Annotated in this window: 13 protein-coding genes and 1 pseudogene; 3 read left to right on the top strand and 11 right to left on the bottom strand. The window is 58.3% G+C overall.

The annotated features are described in order from the left end of the window. Positions 1-54: 54 nt before the first annotated feature. The 9 genes and pseudogenes from AC0TNJ_RS19115 to AC0TNJ_RS19075 all read right to left on the bottom strand — a co-directional run. Positions 55-442: pseudogene (locus tag AC0TNJ_RS19115) on the bottom strand (DNA translocase FtsK); the annotation flags it as partial. Between the two features lie 309 nt (positions 443-751). After that, positions 752-2,719, bottom strand: coding sequence for a MacB family efflux pump subunit (locus AC0TNJ_RS19110; RefSeq protein ID WP_473772063.1), 1,968 nt, complete (start codon positions 2,717-2,719; stop codon positions 752-754). 1 nt (position 2,720) lies between these two features. Further along, complete coding sequence (locus tag AC0TNJ_RS19105; RefSeq protein WP_122002377.1) at positions 2,721-3,911, bottom strand: efflux RND transporter periplasmic adaptor subunit; 1,191 nt, start codon at positions 3,909-3,911, stop codon at positions 2,721-2,723. Beyond that, positions 3,908-5,389, bottom strand: coding sequence for an efflux transporter outer membrane subunit (locus tag AC0TNJ_RS19100; RefSeq protein WP_473772062.1), 1,482 nt, complete (start codon positions 5,387-5,389; stop codon positions 3,908-3,910). The genes AC0TNJ_RS19105 and AC0TNJ_RS19100 overlap by 4 nt, the downstream gene beginning before the upstream one ends. Before the next feature lie 289 nt (positions 5,390-5,678). After that, complete coding sequence (locus tag AC0TNJ_RS19095; RefSeq protein ID WP_473772061.1) at positions 5,679-6,701, bottom strand: DmpA family aminopeptidase; 1,023 nt, start codon at positions 6,699-6,701, stop codon at positions 5,679-5,681. A gap of 33 nt (positions 6,702-6,734) precedes the next feature. Beyond that, positions 6,735-7,478 carry an amino acid ABC transporter ATP-binding protein gene (locus tag AC0TNJ_RS19090; RefSeq protein WP_121981516.1) on the bottom strand — a complete coding sequence of 248 codons (744 nt, stop codon included), beginning with the start codon at positions 7,476-7,478 and terminating at the stop codon, positions 6,735-6,737. Between the two features lie 11 nt (positions 7,479-7,489). After that, positions 7,490-8,599, bottom strand: coding sequence for an amino acid ABC transporter permease (locus AC0TNJ_RS19085; RefSeq protein WP_473772060.1), 1,110 nt, complete (start codon positions 8,597-8,599; stop codon positions 7,490-7,492). Between the two features lie 83 nt (positions 8,600-8,682). Then, on the bottom strand, positions 8,683-9,546 hold the full coding sequence (locus tag AC0TNJ_RS19080) for an ABC transporter substrate-binding protein (RefSeq protein ID WP_473769349.1): 864 nt from the start codon (positions 9,544-9,546) through the stop codon (positions 8,683-8,685). A 28-nt stretch (positions 9,547-9,574) separates the two neighbouring features. Continuing rightward, entirely contained in the window at positions 9,575-10,444 is an 870-nt protein-coding gene (locus tag AC0TNJ_RS19075; protein WP_122002382.1) for a D-amino-acid transaminase, read from the bottom strand. A gap of 222 nt (positions 10,445-10,666) precedes the next feature. Here AC0TNJ_RS19075 and AC0TNJ_RS19070 point away from each other — a divergent pair, with 222 nt between their 5' ends. Beyond that, a complete protein-coding gene (locus AC0TNJ_RS19070) occupies positions 10,667-11,596 on the top strand; it encodes a LysR family transcriptional regulator (protein ID WP_473772059.1) in 930 nt (309 codons plus the stop codon). 70 nt (positions 11,597-11,666) lie between these two features. After that, on the top strand, positions 11,667-12,977 hold the full coding sequence (locus tag AC0TNJ_RS19065; RefSeq protein ID WP_473772058.1) for an MFS transporter: 1,311 nt from the start codon (positions 11,667-11,669) through the stop codon (positions 12,975-12,977). 108 nt (positions 12,978-13,085) lie between these two features. Here AC0TNJ_RS19065 and alkB read toward each other — a convergent pair whose 3' ends face one another. Then, the gene (gene alkB / locus AC0TNJ_RS19060) at positions 13,086-13,724 is read right to left on the bottom strand and encodes a DNA oxidative demethylase AlkB (RefSeq protein WP_473772057.1); all 639 of its coding nucleotides are present in this window, start codon (positions 13,722-13,724) and stop codon (positions 13,086-13,088) included. Between the two features lie 513 nt (positions 13,725-14,237). Here alkB and AC0TNJ_RS19055 point away from each other — a divergent pair. Next, positions 14,238-15,137 carry a DMT family transporter gene (locus AC0TNJ_RS19055; RefSeq protein ID WP_473772056.1) on the top strand — a complete coding sequence of 300 codons (900 nt, stop codon included), beginning with the start codon at positions 14,238-14,240 and terminating at the stop codon, positions 15,135-15,137. A 7-nt stretch (positions 15,138-15,144) separates the two neighbouring features. On the opposite strand, the gene AC0TNJ_RS19050 is transcribed toward AC0TNJ_RS19055, so the two are convergent. After that, positions 15,145-15,579: a PACE efflux transporter gene (locus AC0TNJ_RS19050; RefSeq protein ID WP_473772055.1), complete on the bottom strand. Its 435-nt coding sequence runs from the start codon at positions 15,577-15,579 to the stop codon at positions 15,145-15,147. Between the last annotated feature and the right edge of the window lie 60 nt (positions 15,580-15,639).

Genomic DNA, 15,639 nt, shown 5'->3' with positions numbered 1-15,639 from the left:
CAGGTTCGATCACAACGGCAACCGTTTCCGGGGCGGTTACGACAGGCGGAGTGACGACAGCAACGGGAGCTGCAGGCATTGCGGGAGGAACAGGCGCCACCGGCGAACGAACCATGCTCTCCGATACGGTTTTCTGGAGTTCGGCAACGGCCATGGGCTGTTCTTCGGCAACCTTTTCAACGCTGATCGCTGGCTGCGCTTCAGTTGCGTTGGCTTGCGAGCGCTCATTGATGCTCGGCAGTTCCTCACCGCGACGACGCATAAGCTCGACTTCCGGCGTGCGGGTAAAGCGAACATTCTCACCGAGCGAGAAATGGATTTTCCAGGCATCATCGCTGGCAGGATTGGGGCTTCCCGTCTGGCCGCGAGGCTGCTTCGGGTCCTGAGCGTTCTCTGCACGATTTCCTGTCGATGGGGGGAAATTTTCTCTCAAATTACGCATGATACCTGAACCATAGATACTGTCGCCTGAATGAGCCCAAGTAATAAAAAATGAAGGTTAACAACCCCCTTCCGAAACACCCCAAAAGACAGAAATTTCTTGCAACCAAATAGCGCCCACTGGAAGCGGATCGTGGTCGGCATTACCATCGGTTGCAGCGCAAAAGTAAACAATAACAGATTGTTAAAGAAGTTTCTTACATTGATTTATTCGAATGGAAACAATTACAGGTAGCGGTATGGCCTGTTAATTTTGCTATTCGGCGCATCCCGAAGGTAAATGCCGGTTCACGCGGAGTAGACTCACCCGTCAGTCCCGGGCGAGCGCCACCACGGGGTCGAGTTTGGAGGCATTGCGGGCCGGAATAAAGCCGAAACCGATGCCGATCAGGCTTGAACAGACAAGCGCCACCACGATGGAAGCCGGTGAATAGATGAGCTGGAACATTGAATTGAACTGAGCGAACAGCACGCCGAATCCGGCAGCGATGAGCACGCCGAGAACGCCGCCAATCAAACAGACCAGAATCGCTTCGATCAGGAATTGCTGCAGAATGTCGCTCTGGCGTGCACCGATTGCCATGCGGACGCCGATCTCGTTGATTCTTTCGGAAACAGCCACGAGCATGATGTTCATCACGCCAATGCCGCCGACGAAAAGCGATATGCCTGCAATGCTGGAGACGAGAAGGGCAAGCATCGCGGTCGTGGCCTCAATCGTCTTCTGCAAGCTATCGGTGTTGAATATGGAGAAATCCTTTTCGCCGTGTCTCTTGGTCAAAAAGGCGGTAATCAGCTTCTCAGCTTCCGCAGGGTCCATTGTGTCCGCGACCCGCACGAGGATCATCTGCAATGAGCGGGAGCCGGTCATGCGTGTCTGCATCGTCGTATAAGGCACGAAGACTTCAAGCGTCTGCGCGCCTCCCGGTCCTCGTTCCTCCGCCTTGACCACGCCGACGATCCGCACCGGCATCTTATTCAGAAGAATGATCTTGCCGATGATGGAACCCGCCTCATGGGGAAAGAGGGTCGTCCGTGCAGTGTCGTCCACCACAGCCACCTGTGCCAGATCATCGACGTTGCGTTTATCGAAAAAGCGGCCCTCGAGCAGCTTGCTGTTGCGCGTGACGAAATATTCCGCGCCAACACCGCTCACCGAAACACTGACTTCCTTGTCGTCGACCCGGATTGTCGAACTTTTGGAATCGGATGGAGTCGCCGCCATGACATAAGGCAGTTTCGCAATCTCGGTGGCGTCGCCAAGGTTGAGCGTCGTGATCTGTGCGGCTTTCAGGTCGCCAAAGCCTCTGCCGGGGCTGATATAGAGCGTATTGGTGCCAAGATCGCTGATCTGTTCAAGTATCTGCTTTTGCGAACCTTGTCCCAGCGCCACCACGCAGACAACCGATGCCGTGCCAATGATAATGCCAAGCATGGTCAGAAAAGTGCGGAGCCGATGCGCATTCATAGAGCGGAGCGCCATCGCGAAAGCCTCGTTGAAGCGGTCGCGTATCCCGGCGATAAGCCTCGGCCGGGCAGGGGGCTGCTTGACCGGCACGGACGTCGCTGGCCGCCCGGCCTCGCCGTTTCTCGTATCCGATATGATTTCGCCGTCGCGGATTTCGATGATGCGCTGCGCCCTTGCGGCGACCTGCCGATCATGGGTGACAATGACGATGGTGCGCCCTTCGCGGTTGAGTTCCTGAAGGATGCCGAGAACTTCCTCGCCGCTGTGGCTGTCGAGAGCACCGGTCGGTTCGTCTGCCAGAATGACATCTGCATCGTTGATGAGAGCACGAGCGATGGAGACGCGCTGCTGCTGGCCGCCGGAGAGTTGGCTCGGGCGATGATGGGTGCGCTCCCCCATGCCGAGCCGCTGCAGGATCATTTGAGCCTTCAGGCGCCGTTGTTCTTTTTTCTGGCCCGCGTAAATGGCCGGGATCTCGACATTGCCCACGGCATCCAGCTCGCCGAGCAGATGATAGCGCTGGAAGATGAACCCGAAATGCTCGCGCCGCAGCTGGGCCAGTTCATCCGCTTCAAGGTCCGATGTTGCGCGCCCGGAAATCAGATACTCGCCCTCCGACGGACGGTCGAGACAGCCGAGAATGTTCATCAGCGTGGATTTGCCCGAACCGGACGCACCGATGATCGCCACCATCTCGCCGCGCTCGATGGTCAGGTTCACATGGTTCAGAACCGTGGTGAAATCATCCCCCGACGGATAATGCCGGGAAACGCCCTTGAGCGAGATCAGCGGGAGCGGGGCGTCACTCATGTCAGACACCAGCCGGGGCAGCCGGTGAAGCCTGATTGTCGGTTACGACCTTGTCCCCCTCGTTCAGGCCCGAACGGATTTCAATATTGACCTTGTCAGTAATTCCGGTTTCGACAGTGCGGTCTTCGATCCTGTGTTCGCCAGTGACGACACGAACCTGTGCCTTGCCGGGTTCACCCGTTTCCTTCAGAGCCGTCACAGGCACGATCAATACGTTCGTTGCCTTTGCCAGCACTACATGAACCTCCGCTGTCATGTAGGTCCTGAGCAGGCCATCCGGATTGGGAACGGTGAAAATACCCTTGTAATAAATTGCGGAAGCGGTCGCGGTGCTGGAAGAACTCACCGACGTCGCCGTGAAGCTCTTGTCGCTGACGACGGAATCCGGAGCCGGCTCGATTTTTTCCAGCTTTGCCTCGTAGCGCCTCTGGTTCTGTCCGGATATGGTGAAATAAAGCGGCATTCCCTCACGAACCTGGGTAATGTCGGCTTCCGAAATGTCCGCCTCGACCGTCATCGCGTCGAGCTGGCCGAGGATGGCAATCGTCGGCGCACTTTGCTGCGCATTGACGGTCTGGCCTTCCTGCGCCACCGTGGCGAGGATCGTTCCATCGATCGGCGCGGTGATGCGCGTATAGGCCAGATTGGTCTCGGCGATCCGGACTTCAACCTTTGCCGCGGCAATTGCAGCTTCGCTGTTGGCGACCTGTGCTTCCTTCGACTTCACGGCGCTGGCCGCCTTGTCGTAGTCCGCTCGCGCGACAGCGTTCTTGCCGATCATCATCTGGTTTCGCGCCAGATCCAGTCTGGCTAGTTCCAGATCGGCGAGATACTGGGCCCGCGTGGCCTCATTCTGGCGAAGCGAAGCTTCGGCCTTGTTCAGCTCGTTCTGCTGGTTGGTCGAGTCGATCAGGGCAACGACCTCGCCCGCCTTGATCTGCTGGCCGGGTTTCACCTTCAGGGAGAGAATGCGGCCGGTTGCCTGCGCGCCGATGGCCACCAGATTTTTCGGCCGCAACGTGCCCGTGGCAAGAACCGAACTTTCGATGTCGCCGCGCTTGATGAGGGTCGTGGCGGGCAGGGGTTCCTCTTTGGTCAGGAAACGAAAGACGAAGTACCCTGCGATCAGCAATGCGATAAGGACGGCCAGCCACAGGCGCCAGCGAAAACGGCGTTTCGATGTGGGTTTCATAGTGGCCTCTTATCGGTTGTCAGCGGAGGAAGCGGCCTAGCCTTGACGATGCGCGGACCTGTATGACCGTCGACCACCTCGGGCTTCGCAACATCGATGCTGCCATTCCAGCCGCCGCCCAATGCTTTTTGCAGGGCGACATAATTCAGGACGAGATCGGTTCGGGCCTGATTGAGATTGGTTTCCGCGCTCAGAAGATCGCGCTGTGCGGTCAATACATCCACAAAGCTCTTTGTGCCCGCACGATATTGCTCAAGCGTGAGTTCGTTGATCTTGCGGCTGTTGCTGACAATTTTCTGCAACTGGGCCGCCCGCAGCCGGTTCTGGTTGAGCGAAACGCTCGCGTTCTCGACTTCGCTGAGCGCTGTCAGAATGGACTTGCGATAAGCAATAAATGACTGGTCGCGCGCGGCTCGCGCCGCCTCGACATCGGCTTTCAGCTGGCCGCCCTGAAAGATCGGGACACTCAGGCTTGGGCCGAAGGCCCAGCTGATCGTCGACAGCTTGCCAAGATCACCGAAATTGGCGCCGCCCGTATTGATGTTGCCGGTGAGCGAAACACTTGGATAGAGCAGGGCCTGTTTCTGGCCAACGCTGGCGGTCGAACTTGCATAATCGCGTTCCGCTGCGCGCACATCCGGACGGCTCAGCAGCAAATCGGCGGGCAGGCCAGCGCTAACCTTGCGCGGGATCGCCGGAACCGGGCCCGACTTGTCCAGAACGCCAGCCAGCGCCGAAGACGACCGGCCCGTCAGAACGGCCAACTGGTTGAGATACTGGGCGTAGCTGATCCGCAGCCCCGGTATCTGCGATTCCGTTGTCGCGGCCTGCGTCTCCGCGCTCAACAGATCGACCTGGGAAATATTTCCGGCTTCCAGCTGGCTGCGCGTCAGCGCCACGGTCTGCCACTGGGATGCGGCGTTGCGCTGCGCGATGGCAATACTGGCCTGCACGCCGCGCAAATTGGCATAATTGGTTGCAATATCGCCGATCAATGTGACGAGCGCCGCCCGCAACTGTTCATTGGCGGATTCTACGTTGTAATAGGCGGCATCCACACCACGCTTGTTGCCGCCGAAAAGATCGAGCTCCCATGTGGTATTGAAGCCCATGCTCGATTGATTGGAGGCAAGCGTGTTGTCACTGTCGGAGCGCGTGTATTTGCTGCTTCCGTCCAGCTTTGGATAGAGCACGCCTCCGGCAGAGGTGAAGTTGGCGCGGGCTTGCCGCACCTTCGCCTTCGCGGACGCCACATCCGGGCTGCCCGCGATCCCATCCGCAATGAGTTGATCCAGAACCGGGTCTTTCAGGTTCTTCCACCAGTCGCCCAGCTGCGGGGCGCGGCTTTCAGCCCTGCTGTTCCATCCGGCAGGCGTCAGCACAGTCGGCTTCTGATAATCGGGACCAACGGTGACGCATGCCGCCAGCAACGGGAGGATGCTTCCTAGTACAGTCAGGCGAACAAGTGATATCGTCAAAAAGCTGGTCCTGAAATTTCCGAGCTGTCATCGATTCAGCATATGACTGCTTCGAAAACGAAGCGCCCTTATACCTGCAACGGTTGTGCCTAGGCAGTCCAAGGTAGTGGGAGCGTGCCATGGGTCGCGCCGAGTCGCGGTTTGCGGGCATAATGTCATCCTTCTTTCCCGATCATCAGCGAATGATCGAAGTCAAATGTGGCAATGCACAGAAAATATCAAGATCGTGTCTAGAGCCTGTCAGCGTTCACTGCGGCAAAAACTTTTCCACTTGTCGGAATCTGCCCCTTCAGGCGCGTTCCAGCCAGTCGGCCAGCGAGCGGCGGTTTGCAGCGCGCCCGCGCATTGGTTCGGCCATGCACATGGAGTTGAGAACGGCTTCCTGCGTGGCCTCAGCCGCTGCGCGGAAAAGCGTGTCTATGCGATTTTCATTCAGCACCGCGATCCCGACCACATCACGTTCTTCGTCATGATCGAACGTCACCGCCGTCGAGAAGCCGATAGCAATATCGCCGCTGCCATGGCCCCAGAACGCCCCAAGACGCGCCAGTCCCGCGCCGCAGCGGCGCGTCACGCGCTTCAGCTGACGATGCTCCATCGGAACATCGGTGGCCAGCACCAGAATGACCGAGCCTTTTTCGGGCTGGTCGTCTGCTTTTGGCGAAGGCCTGCGCCCGTCTGGAAGAACCAGATCGCCCGCCCGCCCGAAATTGGTCAGCGCCAGAACGCCGAGGTGATGGGTTTTGCCATCCAGTTCGAACTGGCGCGAGGATGTGCCGATGCCGCCCTTGAAGCCGAAACAGCTCATGCCGGTGCCCGCACCGACATTGCCTTCGCCCACGGTTGCTCCGGCGATCTTCAAGGCTTCCTGCGCGTCGGCTTCCGTGACGGCCATGGCCTGAATATCGTTGAGCGGGCCGTCATTGCATTCCAGAACCACCGGATTGACGGTGGCCGTCGTGCGCCCGATATCGGGGTTGCCCGCAATCGCTTCGCGGATCAGCGCATTGGCGCAGGTTCCAACGCCAAACGTATTGGTGAGCAGGATCGGCGTTTCCAGCGTTCCCAGTTCCTCAACCTGCACAAGACCGGTGCTTTTGCCAAAACCATTGATGACATCGCAGGCGGCCAGCACCTTGCGGCGATACATGTTGCCGTCATGGGGGATGATCGCCGTCACGCCGGTATTGATGTCGCCGTGGCGCAAGGTGCGGTGCCCCACGCGCACGCCCGGCACATCGGTGATGGCGTTTTGTTCGCCCGGCTGCATGATGCCGCAGATGATGCCGTAGTCGCGTGCCTTGCCTGTCATGGTCATTCCGGGTCAGAAGTTGGGGGCGGGGCGTCAGAGACGCCCGGCCTCGATAATGCGTTTGAGGAAAGCCTGCGTGCGCTCGCCTTGCGGATTGCCGAAAATCTGCGATGGCGGGCCTTCTTCATAGACCTTGCCGTTTTGCAGGAAACAGACCTTGTCCGCAACCTCGCGGGCAAAACCCATTTCATGCGTGGCGAGAACCATGGTCATGCCCTTTTTGGCGAGGTCGCGCACGATGTCGAGCACTTCCGAAACCAGTTCGGGATCAAGCGCCGAGGTGATCTCGTCAAGCAAAAGCAGCGTCGGGTCCATCAGAAGTGCGCGCACGATGGCGACACGCTGCTGCTGTCCGCCGGACAGGCGGTCAGGATATTCCTTCGCCTTGTGGTCAAGCCCGATGCGCGCGAGCAGCGCCAGGCCTTTTTCCTCGGCTTCCTTCACGGGCATGCCCAGCACCTTTGTCGGCCCCAGCGTGACATTTTCCATCACCGTCATATGCGGAAACAGATTATATCCCTGAAACACGATGCCGATCTCGCGACGCAATATGTCGAGGTCCACGCCCGGTCCGGTGACGCGGTCTCCATGCAGGCGGATTTCGCCTTCGTCGATGGTTTCAAGCCGATTGATGCAGCGCAGCAATGTGGACTTGCCGCAGCCGGAAGGCCCGATCAGGCAAACGACCTGATGTTCCTCGATGTTCAGGCTGATGCCGGACAGGACTTCCAGCGCGCCATAGCGCTTATATGCCTTGTCGATTTCTACGAGTGCCATTGTCCGTCCCCTTACATGCTCGAGCGCATTTTTCTGCGATCCCGTTCGATCAGGCGATCGACGAAGCGGGCCTGCGGAATGGTGATGACGATGAACAGTATGGCGACGGTGGTGACAGCCGACAGGTTGAAGTAGTTCGCGGCGATGATCTTCGACTGGTTGAAGGCATCGATGGTGCCGATGATGGCGACGAGGGCGGTGTCCTTCTGCAAGCTGATGCAATTGTTCATCAGCGGCGGAATTATGCCGCGCACGGCAAGCGGCACAACCACATAGCGCATGGTGCGCGCATAGGAGAGGCCGAGCGAGCGCGCGGCCGCAATCTGGCTTGGATGCACGCTTTCAATGCCCGCGCGATAGACTTCGGACGTATAGGCGCCATAAGTCAGCGTCAGCGCGATAATGGCATAGGCGTTGGAGGACAGGTCCTTCAGGATCGGCAGGCCGGTCAGCGGCAGGCCGAAACCGATGAGATAGATGGTGATGATGGCTGGAAGCCCGCGAAACAGATCGCTGTAGAGCGTCGCAAGCACGCGGATCGGCTTGCCAGCCTTGCCCGGCAGAGTGCGTGCAATGGCGATGACGAGCGCCCAGACGAGGATCAGGATGGCAGATACAAAGAATATGAAGATATTCGTGCCGAAGGCTTTCAGCACCGTGCCCGCCGATTTGACGATCAGGCTGATGTCGAAGAAGGTTCGGCTGACGGCTGCGTCATTGACGATCATGAACCATGCGCCGGCGCAGATGATGAGAACGGCAACGGCGTAGGAAATCACCTGCCAGGAGAGATCGGAGGCTTTTGCGCCAAGCTCGCGTCCGCGGTAAATGTCCGCGCTTTTCCCGGAGTCGCCTGAAATCTGCAAGGCGCGCCAGGCAAACCACAGAACAGCAAGCGGCGCTAGCAGCAGCGCCGCGCCAATCGCCACGACGGGCAGTTCGGGCCAGCCCTGCGAGATCGTATAGGCCGAAACGCTATAGACTGTCTGGCCCGCAGCCAGAAGGGTGAAGAAGGAAAAGACGAAAGCGAACAGGGAACGACCGCCATGGGTGCGAACCTTGTTTCGGACACGCCATTGCCGCGCGCGTTCCGCGCTTGCATCCGGTGCCGGATAAGACATGGTTTATTCTCACTGAAACAGATGGGGAAACGGTCGGTCCGGATCGCAACCGGCACTGCGGTTGCGATCCGAAAACCGTCAGATCAAGGCTTCCAGAGCGGAACGTCGGAAGGCGACGTGCCCCACGAAGGAAGCAGATAGGCGGCTTCAAGCTTCTTCAGCGTGCCGTCCTTTTCCATGTCCTCGATCAGCTGATCGATGACCTTCTTGTTTTCAGAACCCTTCGGATAGATGCCTGCGGTCTGACCGCCGGACTCATACTTGCCGACAACCGCCAGCTTTCCGTTGGAATTCTGCACCTGTCCCAGAATGATCGAGAGATCGGTCATCACGGCGTCAACCTTGCCTGCGGCAAGGGCGGTGAACATGGAAGCCGTATCGTCGAACACATCGAGGCTTGCAACCTTCAGCGTGTCCTGCGCGAACGGAACCAGAGTCGTACCGGCCTGCGTTCCGACTTTCCCGGTCTTCATGTCTGCTTCCGCAACCGGCTTGTCGGCACGGGCGGCGACGCCGTAATCCGAATTCATGTAAGGAGCGGAAAAATCCACGACCTTCTTGCGCGGTTCCGTAACCGAGATCAGCGCAAGCGCGATGTCGTAATCCTTGTTCTGACCGGCAACGATGGAATCGAACGAGGCATTGACCAGCTTCACCTTGTCGAGGCCCAGACGATGCGCAATGTTGACCGCCATGCAGAACTCGTAGCCGTCCTTGATGGTATCCGGCGTATCGCCGTTGAACTGGCCAAGGGCAGGCAGGTTGATGATGACGGTGAACTGGCCTTCAACGGCTGGGTTGATCTTGGCCGAGCCTTTTTCGCCGGTCAGCGGGCAATCGCCATAACCTTCAGTGGCTGCCGATGCGGCTCCCGCACCTGCCAGCGCTGCCGCGCTGGCAAAAAGTGCACCATAGGCTGTCTGTTTCAGTAGTCTTTTTATTGTCATTGTCCCCTCTTGCTTTCATTTTTTGAGGTTAAGGTTGAAATACCGGCTCCGCTCCCGTGCGAGCCATGTCCATGTAGATCTCCTGCAGACGGCGGGTGAGTGGCCCAGGCTTGCCGTCGGAGACCGTGTGATCCTGAATGCCGATGATCGGCGTCACGAAGCTCGATGCGCTCGTGAGGAAAGCTTCCTTCGCAGCCTTCGCCTCATCGACCGTGAACAGGCGCTCTTCAATGCGCAGGTTCTGTTCTTCAGCGATCTTGATGACGGCGCGGCGCGTGCAACCGGGCAGGATGGAGTGCGAATTCGGACGCGTTACCAGCACATTGTCATTGGTGATGATGAAGGCCGTTGAAGAGCCGCCTTCGGTGACGAAGCCGTCTTCGACTAGCCAGACCTCGTGGAAACCCTTGGCTTTCGCCTGCTTCTTGGCCAGCACCTGCGCCAGAAGCATGACGGTCTTGATGTCGCGGCGCGCCCAGCGCGTATCCGGCGCCACATCCACACGCACGCCGTTCTGTACGGATGGCGAGTTGGCAAGGTTCTTGGCCTGCGTGAACATGACGAAGTTCGGCTTGATGTCGTCGGCATAGACGAAATCGCGCTCGGCTTCGCCGCGCGTCACCTGCATATAGACGACGCCTTCATGCAGTTCGTTGCGTTTCATCAGCTCGATCTGTGCCGCGCGAATATCGTCAAGCGAAGCAGGCAGCGGTATTCCGAGTTCCTTGACGGAACGCTCCAGACGGGCAAGATGAAGCTCATTATCGACAAGGCGGCCATCGATGACAGCGCTGACTTCGTAAATTCCGTCGCCAAAAAGAAAGCCGCGATCGAATACCGACACTTTTGCTTCGTTCTCAGCGACGAAAGCGCCATTCAAATAAATTACCCTGGCCAAAACACGTCCTCGGACATCTGTGTGATTGATTGGGCCGGACGGTAGGAAAAAACCTTTGGAGCTGCCAATGCTATGTTTTGCAATCACTATGCAGAAATTGCATAAGGGATAAGGGAGTAGGGGAATAGGTGAGTAAGGGAGTATGTCGGGCTGCAAACCGGCTCTTCATCTCCTACTCACCTATTCCCTTATTCCCCTACTCCCCTAGAGAAGGTCCACCCAATGGAACTGAAATGGCTGGAAGATTTCATCGCGCTGGCGGCAACGTCAAGTTTCTCGCGAGCGGCGGATGCGCGTCACGTAACGCAATCAGCGTTTTCCCGCCGCATCAAGCAGCTTGAGCTCTGGCTGGGCGTAACGCTCGTCAATCGCGCGACCTTTCCGGCGGAGCTTACCCGTGAGGGGAAAACCTTCCTTCCGGTCGCGCAGGATACGGTTCGCCAGTTCTACAATACACGCAAGGCATTGCAGCCAAGCCGTGAGGTACAAAACCCCGTTCTGACATTTTCGGCCCTGCACACGCTGACGGTTACGTTCTTTCCGCACTGGCTGAAACATATCGAGGATGATGTCGGGGGCATCCGCTCCCTGCTCAGTCCGGATCGCGGCGGCTTCGAAGACAATATCGCGACGCTGACGGAAGGAGAGGTGCATTTCTTCCTGACCTATGCGCATAGTTCGGTGCCGATCCTGATCGACCGCACGCAATTTCCCTATATCGTGCTCGGCACGGAACGGCTGATGCCGGTCTCGCGTCCTTCTTCGACGGGTCCCGTCCTGGATCACGCAATCGCCAGCGGCGAGCCGCTGCCATATCTGAGCTACGGCGATTTTTCCTTTTTCGGCGCTGCCTTGTCGCAGAAATTTGCCTCCGGCACCGCTTTCAAGCGCCAGGTCGTTCACGAGAACACCATGTCGATCGGCCTCAAGGCCATGGCGCTTGCGGGCTGGGGCATGGCATGGCTGCCCGAGAGCCTCATTTATGATGAGTTGCAACGCGGCGAACTCGTACCGGCCTCTGCGGATCCCTATTGGGATTTTACGGTGGAGATCCGAATTTACCGTCACGATGCAGCACTTCCGGCCCATGCCGAAAGCTTCTGGGAATATTTGCAGGCAAAAGATAAGGCTATTTCCAAAAAGGGCGATTGACAGCGCCCCGCCGTCAGCGCTGTAAAAGGCACGCACATCTTCAGCCGGCAGTAGGGGAACATATCGCGGCATGAAAGTTACCATCGAACAGACGCTTGATCAGGCGGGTACAGGCGCATTCCAACGCGGTCTTCTGGGGGTGTTCGGGCTTGTCTGGGCCGCAGATGCCATGCAGGTGCTGGCCGTCGGCTTTACCGGCGCGGCCATCGCAAAGACGTTCGGACTGACCGTTCCGCAGGCGTTGCAGACCGGCACGCTGTTCTTCCTCGGCATGCTGATCGGTGCCGCCGTTTTCGGAAGGCTGGCCGACAAATACGGTCGCCGCCGCGTGCTTCTGATTACCGTCGCCTGCGACGCGGTGTTCGGGCTGCTTTCGGCGTTCGCGCCAAATTTTGGCATGCTGCTTGCCCTGCGCTTCATGACGGGTATTGCAGTCGGCGGCACATTGCCTGTCGACTATGCGATGATGGCAGAATTCCTGCCTGCCAAAAATCGCGGCCGCTGGCTGGTCATGCTTGAGGGTTTCTGGGCGGTCGGCACTGTTGTCATCGCGCTTGCCGCCTGGGCGACGAGCCTTGCGGGCGTCGAGGATGCGTGGCGCTATATCTTCATCGTCACCGCAGCACCGGCTCTTATCGGCATCTGGCTGCGCCTGTGGGTGCCGGAATCCCCGATGCATCTTCTTAAATCGGGGCGCCCGGAAGAAGCCAAGTCGGTGATGAACCGCGTGCTTCGCCGCAACGGCAAACCGGAATTGCCGCCGAAAGCTCGGCTCGAAGCGCCGCTCATGGTGACGAATGACAAGCTGCTTTCACCCAATCTGCGCCAGCGCACGCTGACGACACTGGCGATCTGGTTTCTGGTTTCGGTGTCCTATTACGGCATTTTCACCTGGATTCCGGCAAAGCTCGCCGGTGACGGTTTCGGCTTCGTCCGTGGCTACGGCTTCCTCGTCGTGGTCGCGCTGGCGCAATTGCCGGGCTACGCCCTTGCCGCCTATGGCGTCGAGGCATGGGGACGCAAGAAGACCCTGATCGCCTTCCTGTTCATCAGCGCTGCTGCCTGCGCTCTCTTTACCGTCGCCGACAGTTCGGCGGTCGTGGGCGCATCCATTCTCATCATGAGCTTTGCGCTGCTCGGCACATGGGGCGCGCTCTATGCTTTCACGCCGGAACTTTATCCGACAGCACTGCGCGCCAGCGGCATGGGAGCGGCAGGCGCGATGGCCCGCCTTGGCGGCCTGCTTGCGCCATCTGCGCTGGCGCTCGTCATCAGCCAAAGCTTTTATGTAGCGGTAGCACTGTTTGCGGGGCTTCTGGCGCTGGCCGGAATTATCGCTTTCTTCATCAATGTGGAGACGCGACAAAAGGCGCTGGACTGATCACAAAATCCATTTGCCATGAAATAGCCACAAAAAGAACGGGCGTTCGCCGCAATTGAACAGCGGTTTATTACGTCTTCTGTCCAAAAAATCGCGTTTTACGACCAATCAGCGCGATTTTCTGAACGTCAGATTGAAGCGAAACGGACCCAGTTTTTCATGCTCGCCGCGCTTCAAGGCAAGTATGCCGTGGTAGAAGAGGCGCGACGGTCCGCCCCACACAACCACGTCGCCATGGTGCAGGATATATTTTGCGATCGGGTCGGTTCGCTTCAATCCGCCGAACTGGAAAGTCGCGGGCAGGCCAAGCGACACGGAAACAATCGGATTGTTGAAATCCTGTTCGTCCTTGTCCTGATGCAGTGAAAGTTTCGCCCCCGGTTCGTAACGATTGATGAGGCAGGCATCCGGCTCGAAATCAGGATAGCCGGCTTCTCTGGCGGCAGTTTGGGCAAGCGCGCGAAAGGCATCCGGCATGGCAGGCCAGGGCAGGCCGGTTTGCGGATCATCGGCGCTGTACCGATAGCCGGTTCGGTCCGTAACCCAGCCGAAATCACCGCAATTCGTCATCGCGACCGACATGCGATAGCCGCCGGGAGTCGTCATATGCCGAAAGGGTGCGGCGGCAGAAACATCTGCGACCGCTTTCAGAACAGCTTCCTCGGCGGAAAGCGCAAAGCCGCGCAAAAGCATGGCTCCGGGCGCAAGAATTTCACGCGGTTCAATCTGGTCGAAAAGGTCTTTCATAAAAGCTTTCTAGCACGAGATTGGAAAGCTGCCTCCCGAAACCTGCTTTCAAACTGAAACGGCCCTGAATCGTGGCAAGCCGGGCCGAATAAGCACCCCAGTCTGCCCCGACCAGAGCTTTTCGCCGTGCCGTGTCGGAAATCCGTAAAAACTATCTCTGAGGAAGGTGGCACAATGAAAGCGGCCCGGCTTTATGCGGCGAAGGATTTGCGGCTCCGACCTGCATAATTTCATGACCGGCCAGTAGACCAGCCGCTCGCCTTCGGTCGCTAGCCATGAATTTGCGGGCGTTGTGACCGAAACCGGCGCTGGCGTGACCGGTTTCATACGGCCAAGGGAGTGAAGGTCCCAACGCGGCGCGTTCCGACTTCGGGTTTGTTGCATTCCGGCTACATCGGCGCTGCCGTCGTCGGCCGTCATATATCAGCCTCTTGCTTACGCGCTCCAGTCCTGCAAATTCAGCGTTCGTGGTCCATCCCGCAACAGGGATTCCGGGGCCGGATCGGGGAACGCATGAACACCGGGTCAGTCAGTTCAAGACCGCTCGCAGGCATCGCCCTTGCTTGTGGCGGCTACGCTTGTTTCGCCCTTCAGGATGCGATGGTGAAATGGCTCGTCGCAACCTATCAGGTGCCGCAGATTTTGTTCATGCGCAGCCTGGTGATCGTGCTCATTACCGGCGTGCTGATACGGTATCGCCGTCATCCATCGATTTTCAAAAGCCCTTATCGCAATACCATCGTGCTCCGCGCGGTGTTGATGCTCGGCGCATGGTTGCTGTTCTACAATGCGGCGCGCCATCTGGAACTGGCAGAACTGACCACGCTCTATTTCTCCGCGCCGATCATGGTCATGTTCCTGTCGATCCTCGTTCTCAAAGAAAAGATCGGGCCGGGGCGGTGGATCGCCTGCGCAATCGGTTTCATTGGCGTGACTGTGGCTGCGAATCCAACCCATTCGCCCAATCTCATACCCGCCGCCATGTGCATCGTTGCGGGCTTCTGCTGGGCATGGAGCACGATCCTGATCCGGCTCGTCAGCCGCAGCGAAACCACGATGACGCAGATGTATGCCACCAGCCTGCTGTTCGGTCTGGCCTGCGCGCTGTCCTTTCCATGGACATGGCAGGAGCCTGACCTTTCAGGCTGGCTTCTGATGATCTGCCTCGGGCTGGTGTCAACGCTCGGCCAGTTCCTTCTTTACGAGGGGTTTCGCCATGCACCCGCCTCGGCGCTTGCGCCTGTGGAATATAGCGGGCTGATCTGGGCCTTTATCTATGGCTACCTGATCTGGGCGGAAGTGCCGGCAACAAATGTTTTTGCCGGTGCATTCCTGATCGTGCTGGCAAGCCTGCTGCTGATCGCCTGGGAGCAGCGGCAGGCCAACTTGCGCAAACGCCGCGCCCCCTGTTGACGAGAGGTCAAACCGCGTGCGCGGTCTGACCGACCGGCAGCGGGAACAGCTTGTCATATGCGATGTTGAACACAAATGCATAGACCAGATAGAAGACGACAATCGCGATATCCATCACAAGGGCGGTAACCAGCGAGATTCCCAGATACCAGGCGATGAACGGGATCAGGAGTACGATCAACCCGCCTTCGAAAAGGATCGCGTGCAGCACCCGGACAATCATGCTCTTGCGGACGCTGCCGGTGAAACGCAGCATCGCCTTGTCGAAGCCCAGATTGAACAGAAAATTCCACACGGTGGCGGTCGTCGCCGAAACAATGCCGATAACGCCCATGTCTGCGGCTGGCTTGTCCAGAATGAAGGCGGAACCGGGTATGAAGATCGCCAGACCGATGATTTCAAACATCATTGCGTGGCGGACACGGTCCATAAAACTGCGCATTTCCTTTAATCCCTGTTGTTAATGCGCGTGCTTCTATCTTATTCTACCGATAAGAAAAGT

The sequence above is a fragment of the Ochrobactrum sp. PL_is483 genome (genome assembly GCF_055816855.1).
Note: the sequence above shows the minus strand (reverse complement) of the source record. Positions and strands in the feature narration are given on the sequence as shown.

Bases quoted from the DNA above. Each gene is read 5' to 3' on its own strand.
- AC0TNJ_RS19095 (WP_473772061.1), bottom strand. From the start codon at position 6,701: ATGACAGGCAAGGCACGCGACTACGGCATCATCTGCGGCATCATGCAG.
- AC0TNJ_RS19055 (WP_473772056.1), top strand. From the start codon at position 14,238: ATGAACACCGGGTCAGTCAGTTCAAGACCGCTCGCAGGCATCGCCCTT.
- AC0TNJ_RS19080 (WP_473769349.1), bottom strand. From the start codon at position 9,546: ATGACAATAAAAAGACTACTGAAACAGACAGCCTATGGTGCACTTTTT.
- AC0TNJ_RS19085 (WP_473772060.1), bottom strand. From the start codon at position 8,599: ATGTCTTATCCGGCACCGGATGCAAGCGCGGAACGCGCGCGGCAATGG.
- alkB (WP_473772057.1), bottom strand. From the start codon at position 13,724: ATGAAAGACCTTTTCGACCAGATTGAACCGCGTGAAATTCTTGCGCCC.
- AC0TNJ_RS19110 (WP_473772063.1), bottom strand. From the start codon at position 2,719: ATGAGTGACGCCCCGCTCCCGCTGATCTCGCTCAAGGGCGTTTCCCGG.
- AC0TNJ_RS19090 (WP_121981516.1), bottom strand. From the start codon at position 7,478: ATGGCACTCGTAGAAATCGACAAGGCATATAAGCGCTATGGCGCGCTG.
- AC0TNJ_RS19065 (WP_473772058.1), top strand. From the start codon at position 11,667: ATGAAAGTTACCATCGAACAGACGCTTGATCAGGCGGGTACAGGCGCA.
- AC0TNJ_RS19070 (WP_473772059.1), top strand. From the start codon at position 10,667: ATGGAACTGAAATGGCTGGAAGATTTCATCGCGCTGGCGGCAACGTCA.
- AC0TNJ_RS19050 (WP_473772055.1), bottom strand. From the start codon at position 15,579: ATGCGCAGTTTTATGGACCGTGTCCGCCACGCAATGATGTTTGAAATC.
- AC0TNJ_RS19105 (WP_122002377.1), bottom strand. From the start codon at position 3,911: ATGAAACCCACATCGAAACGCCGTTTTCGCTGGCGCCTGTGGCTGGCC.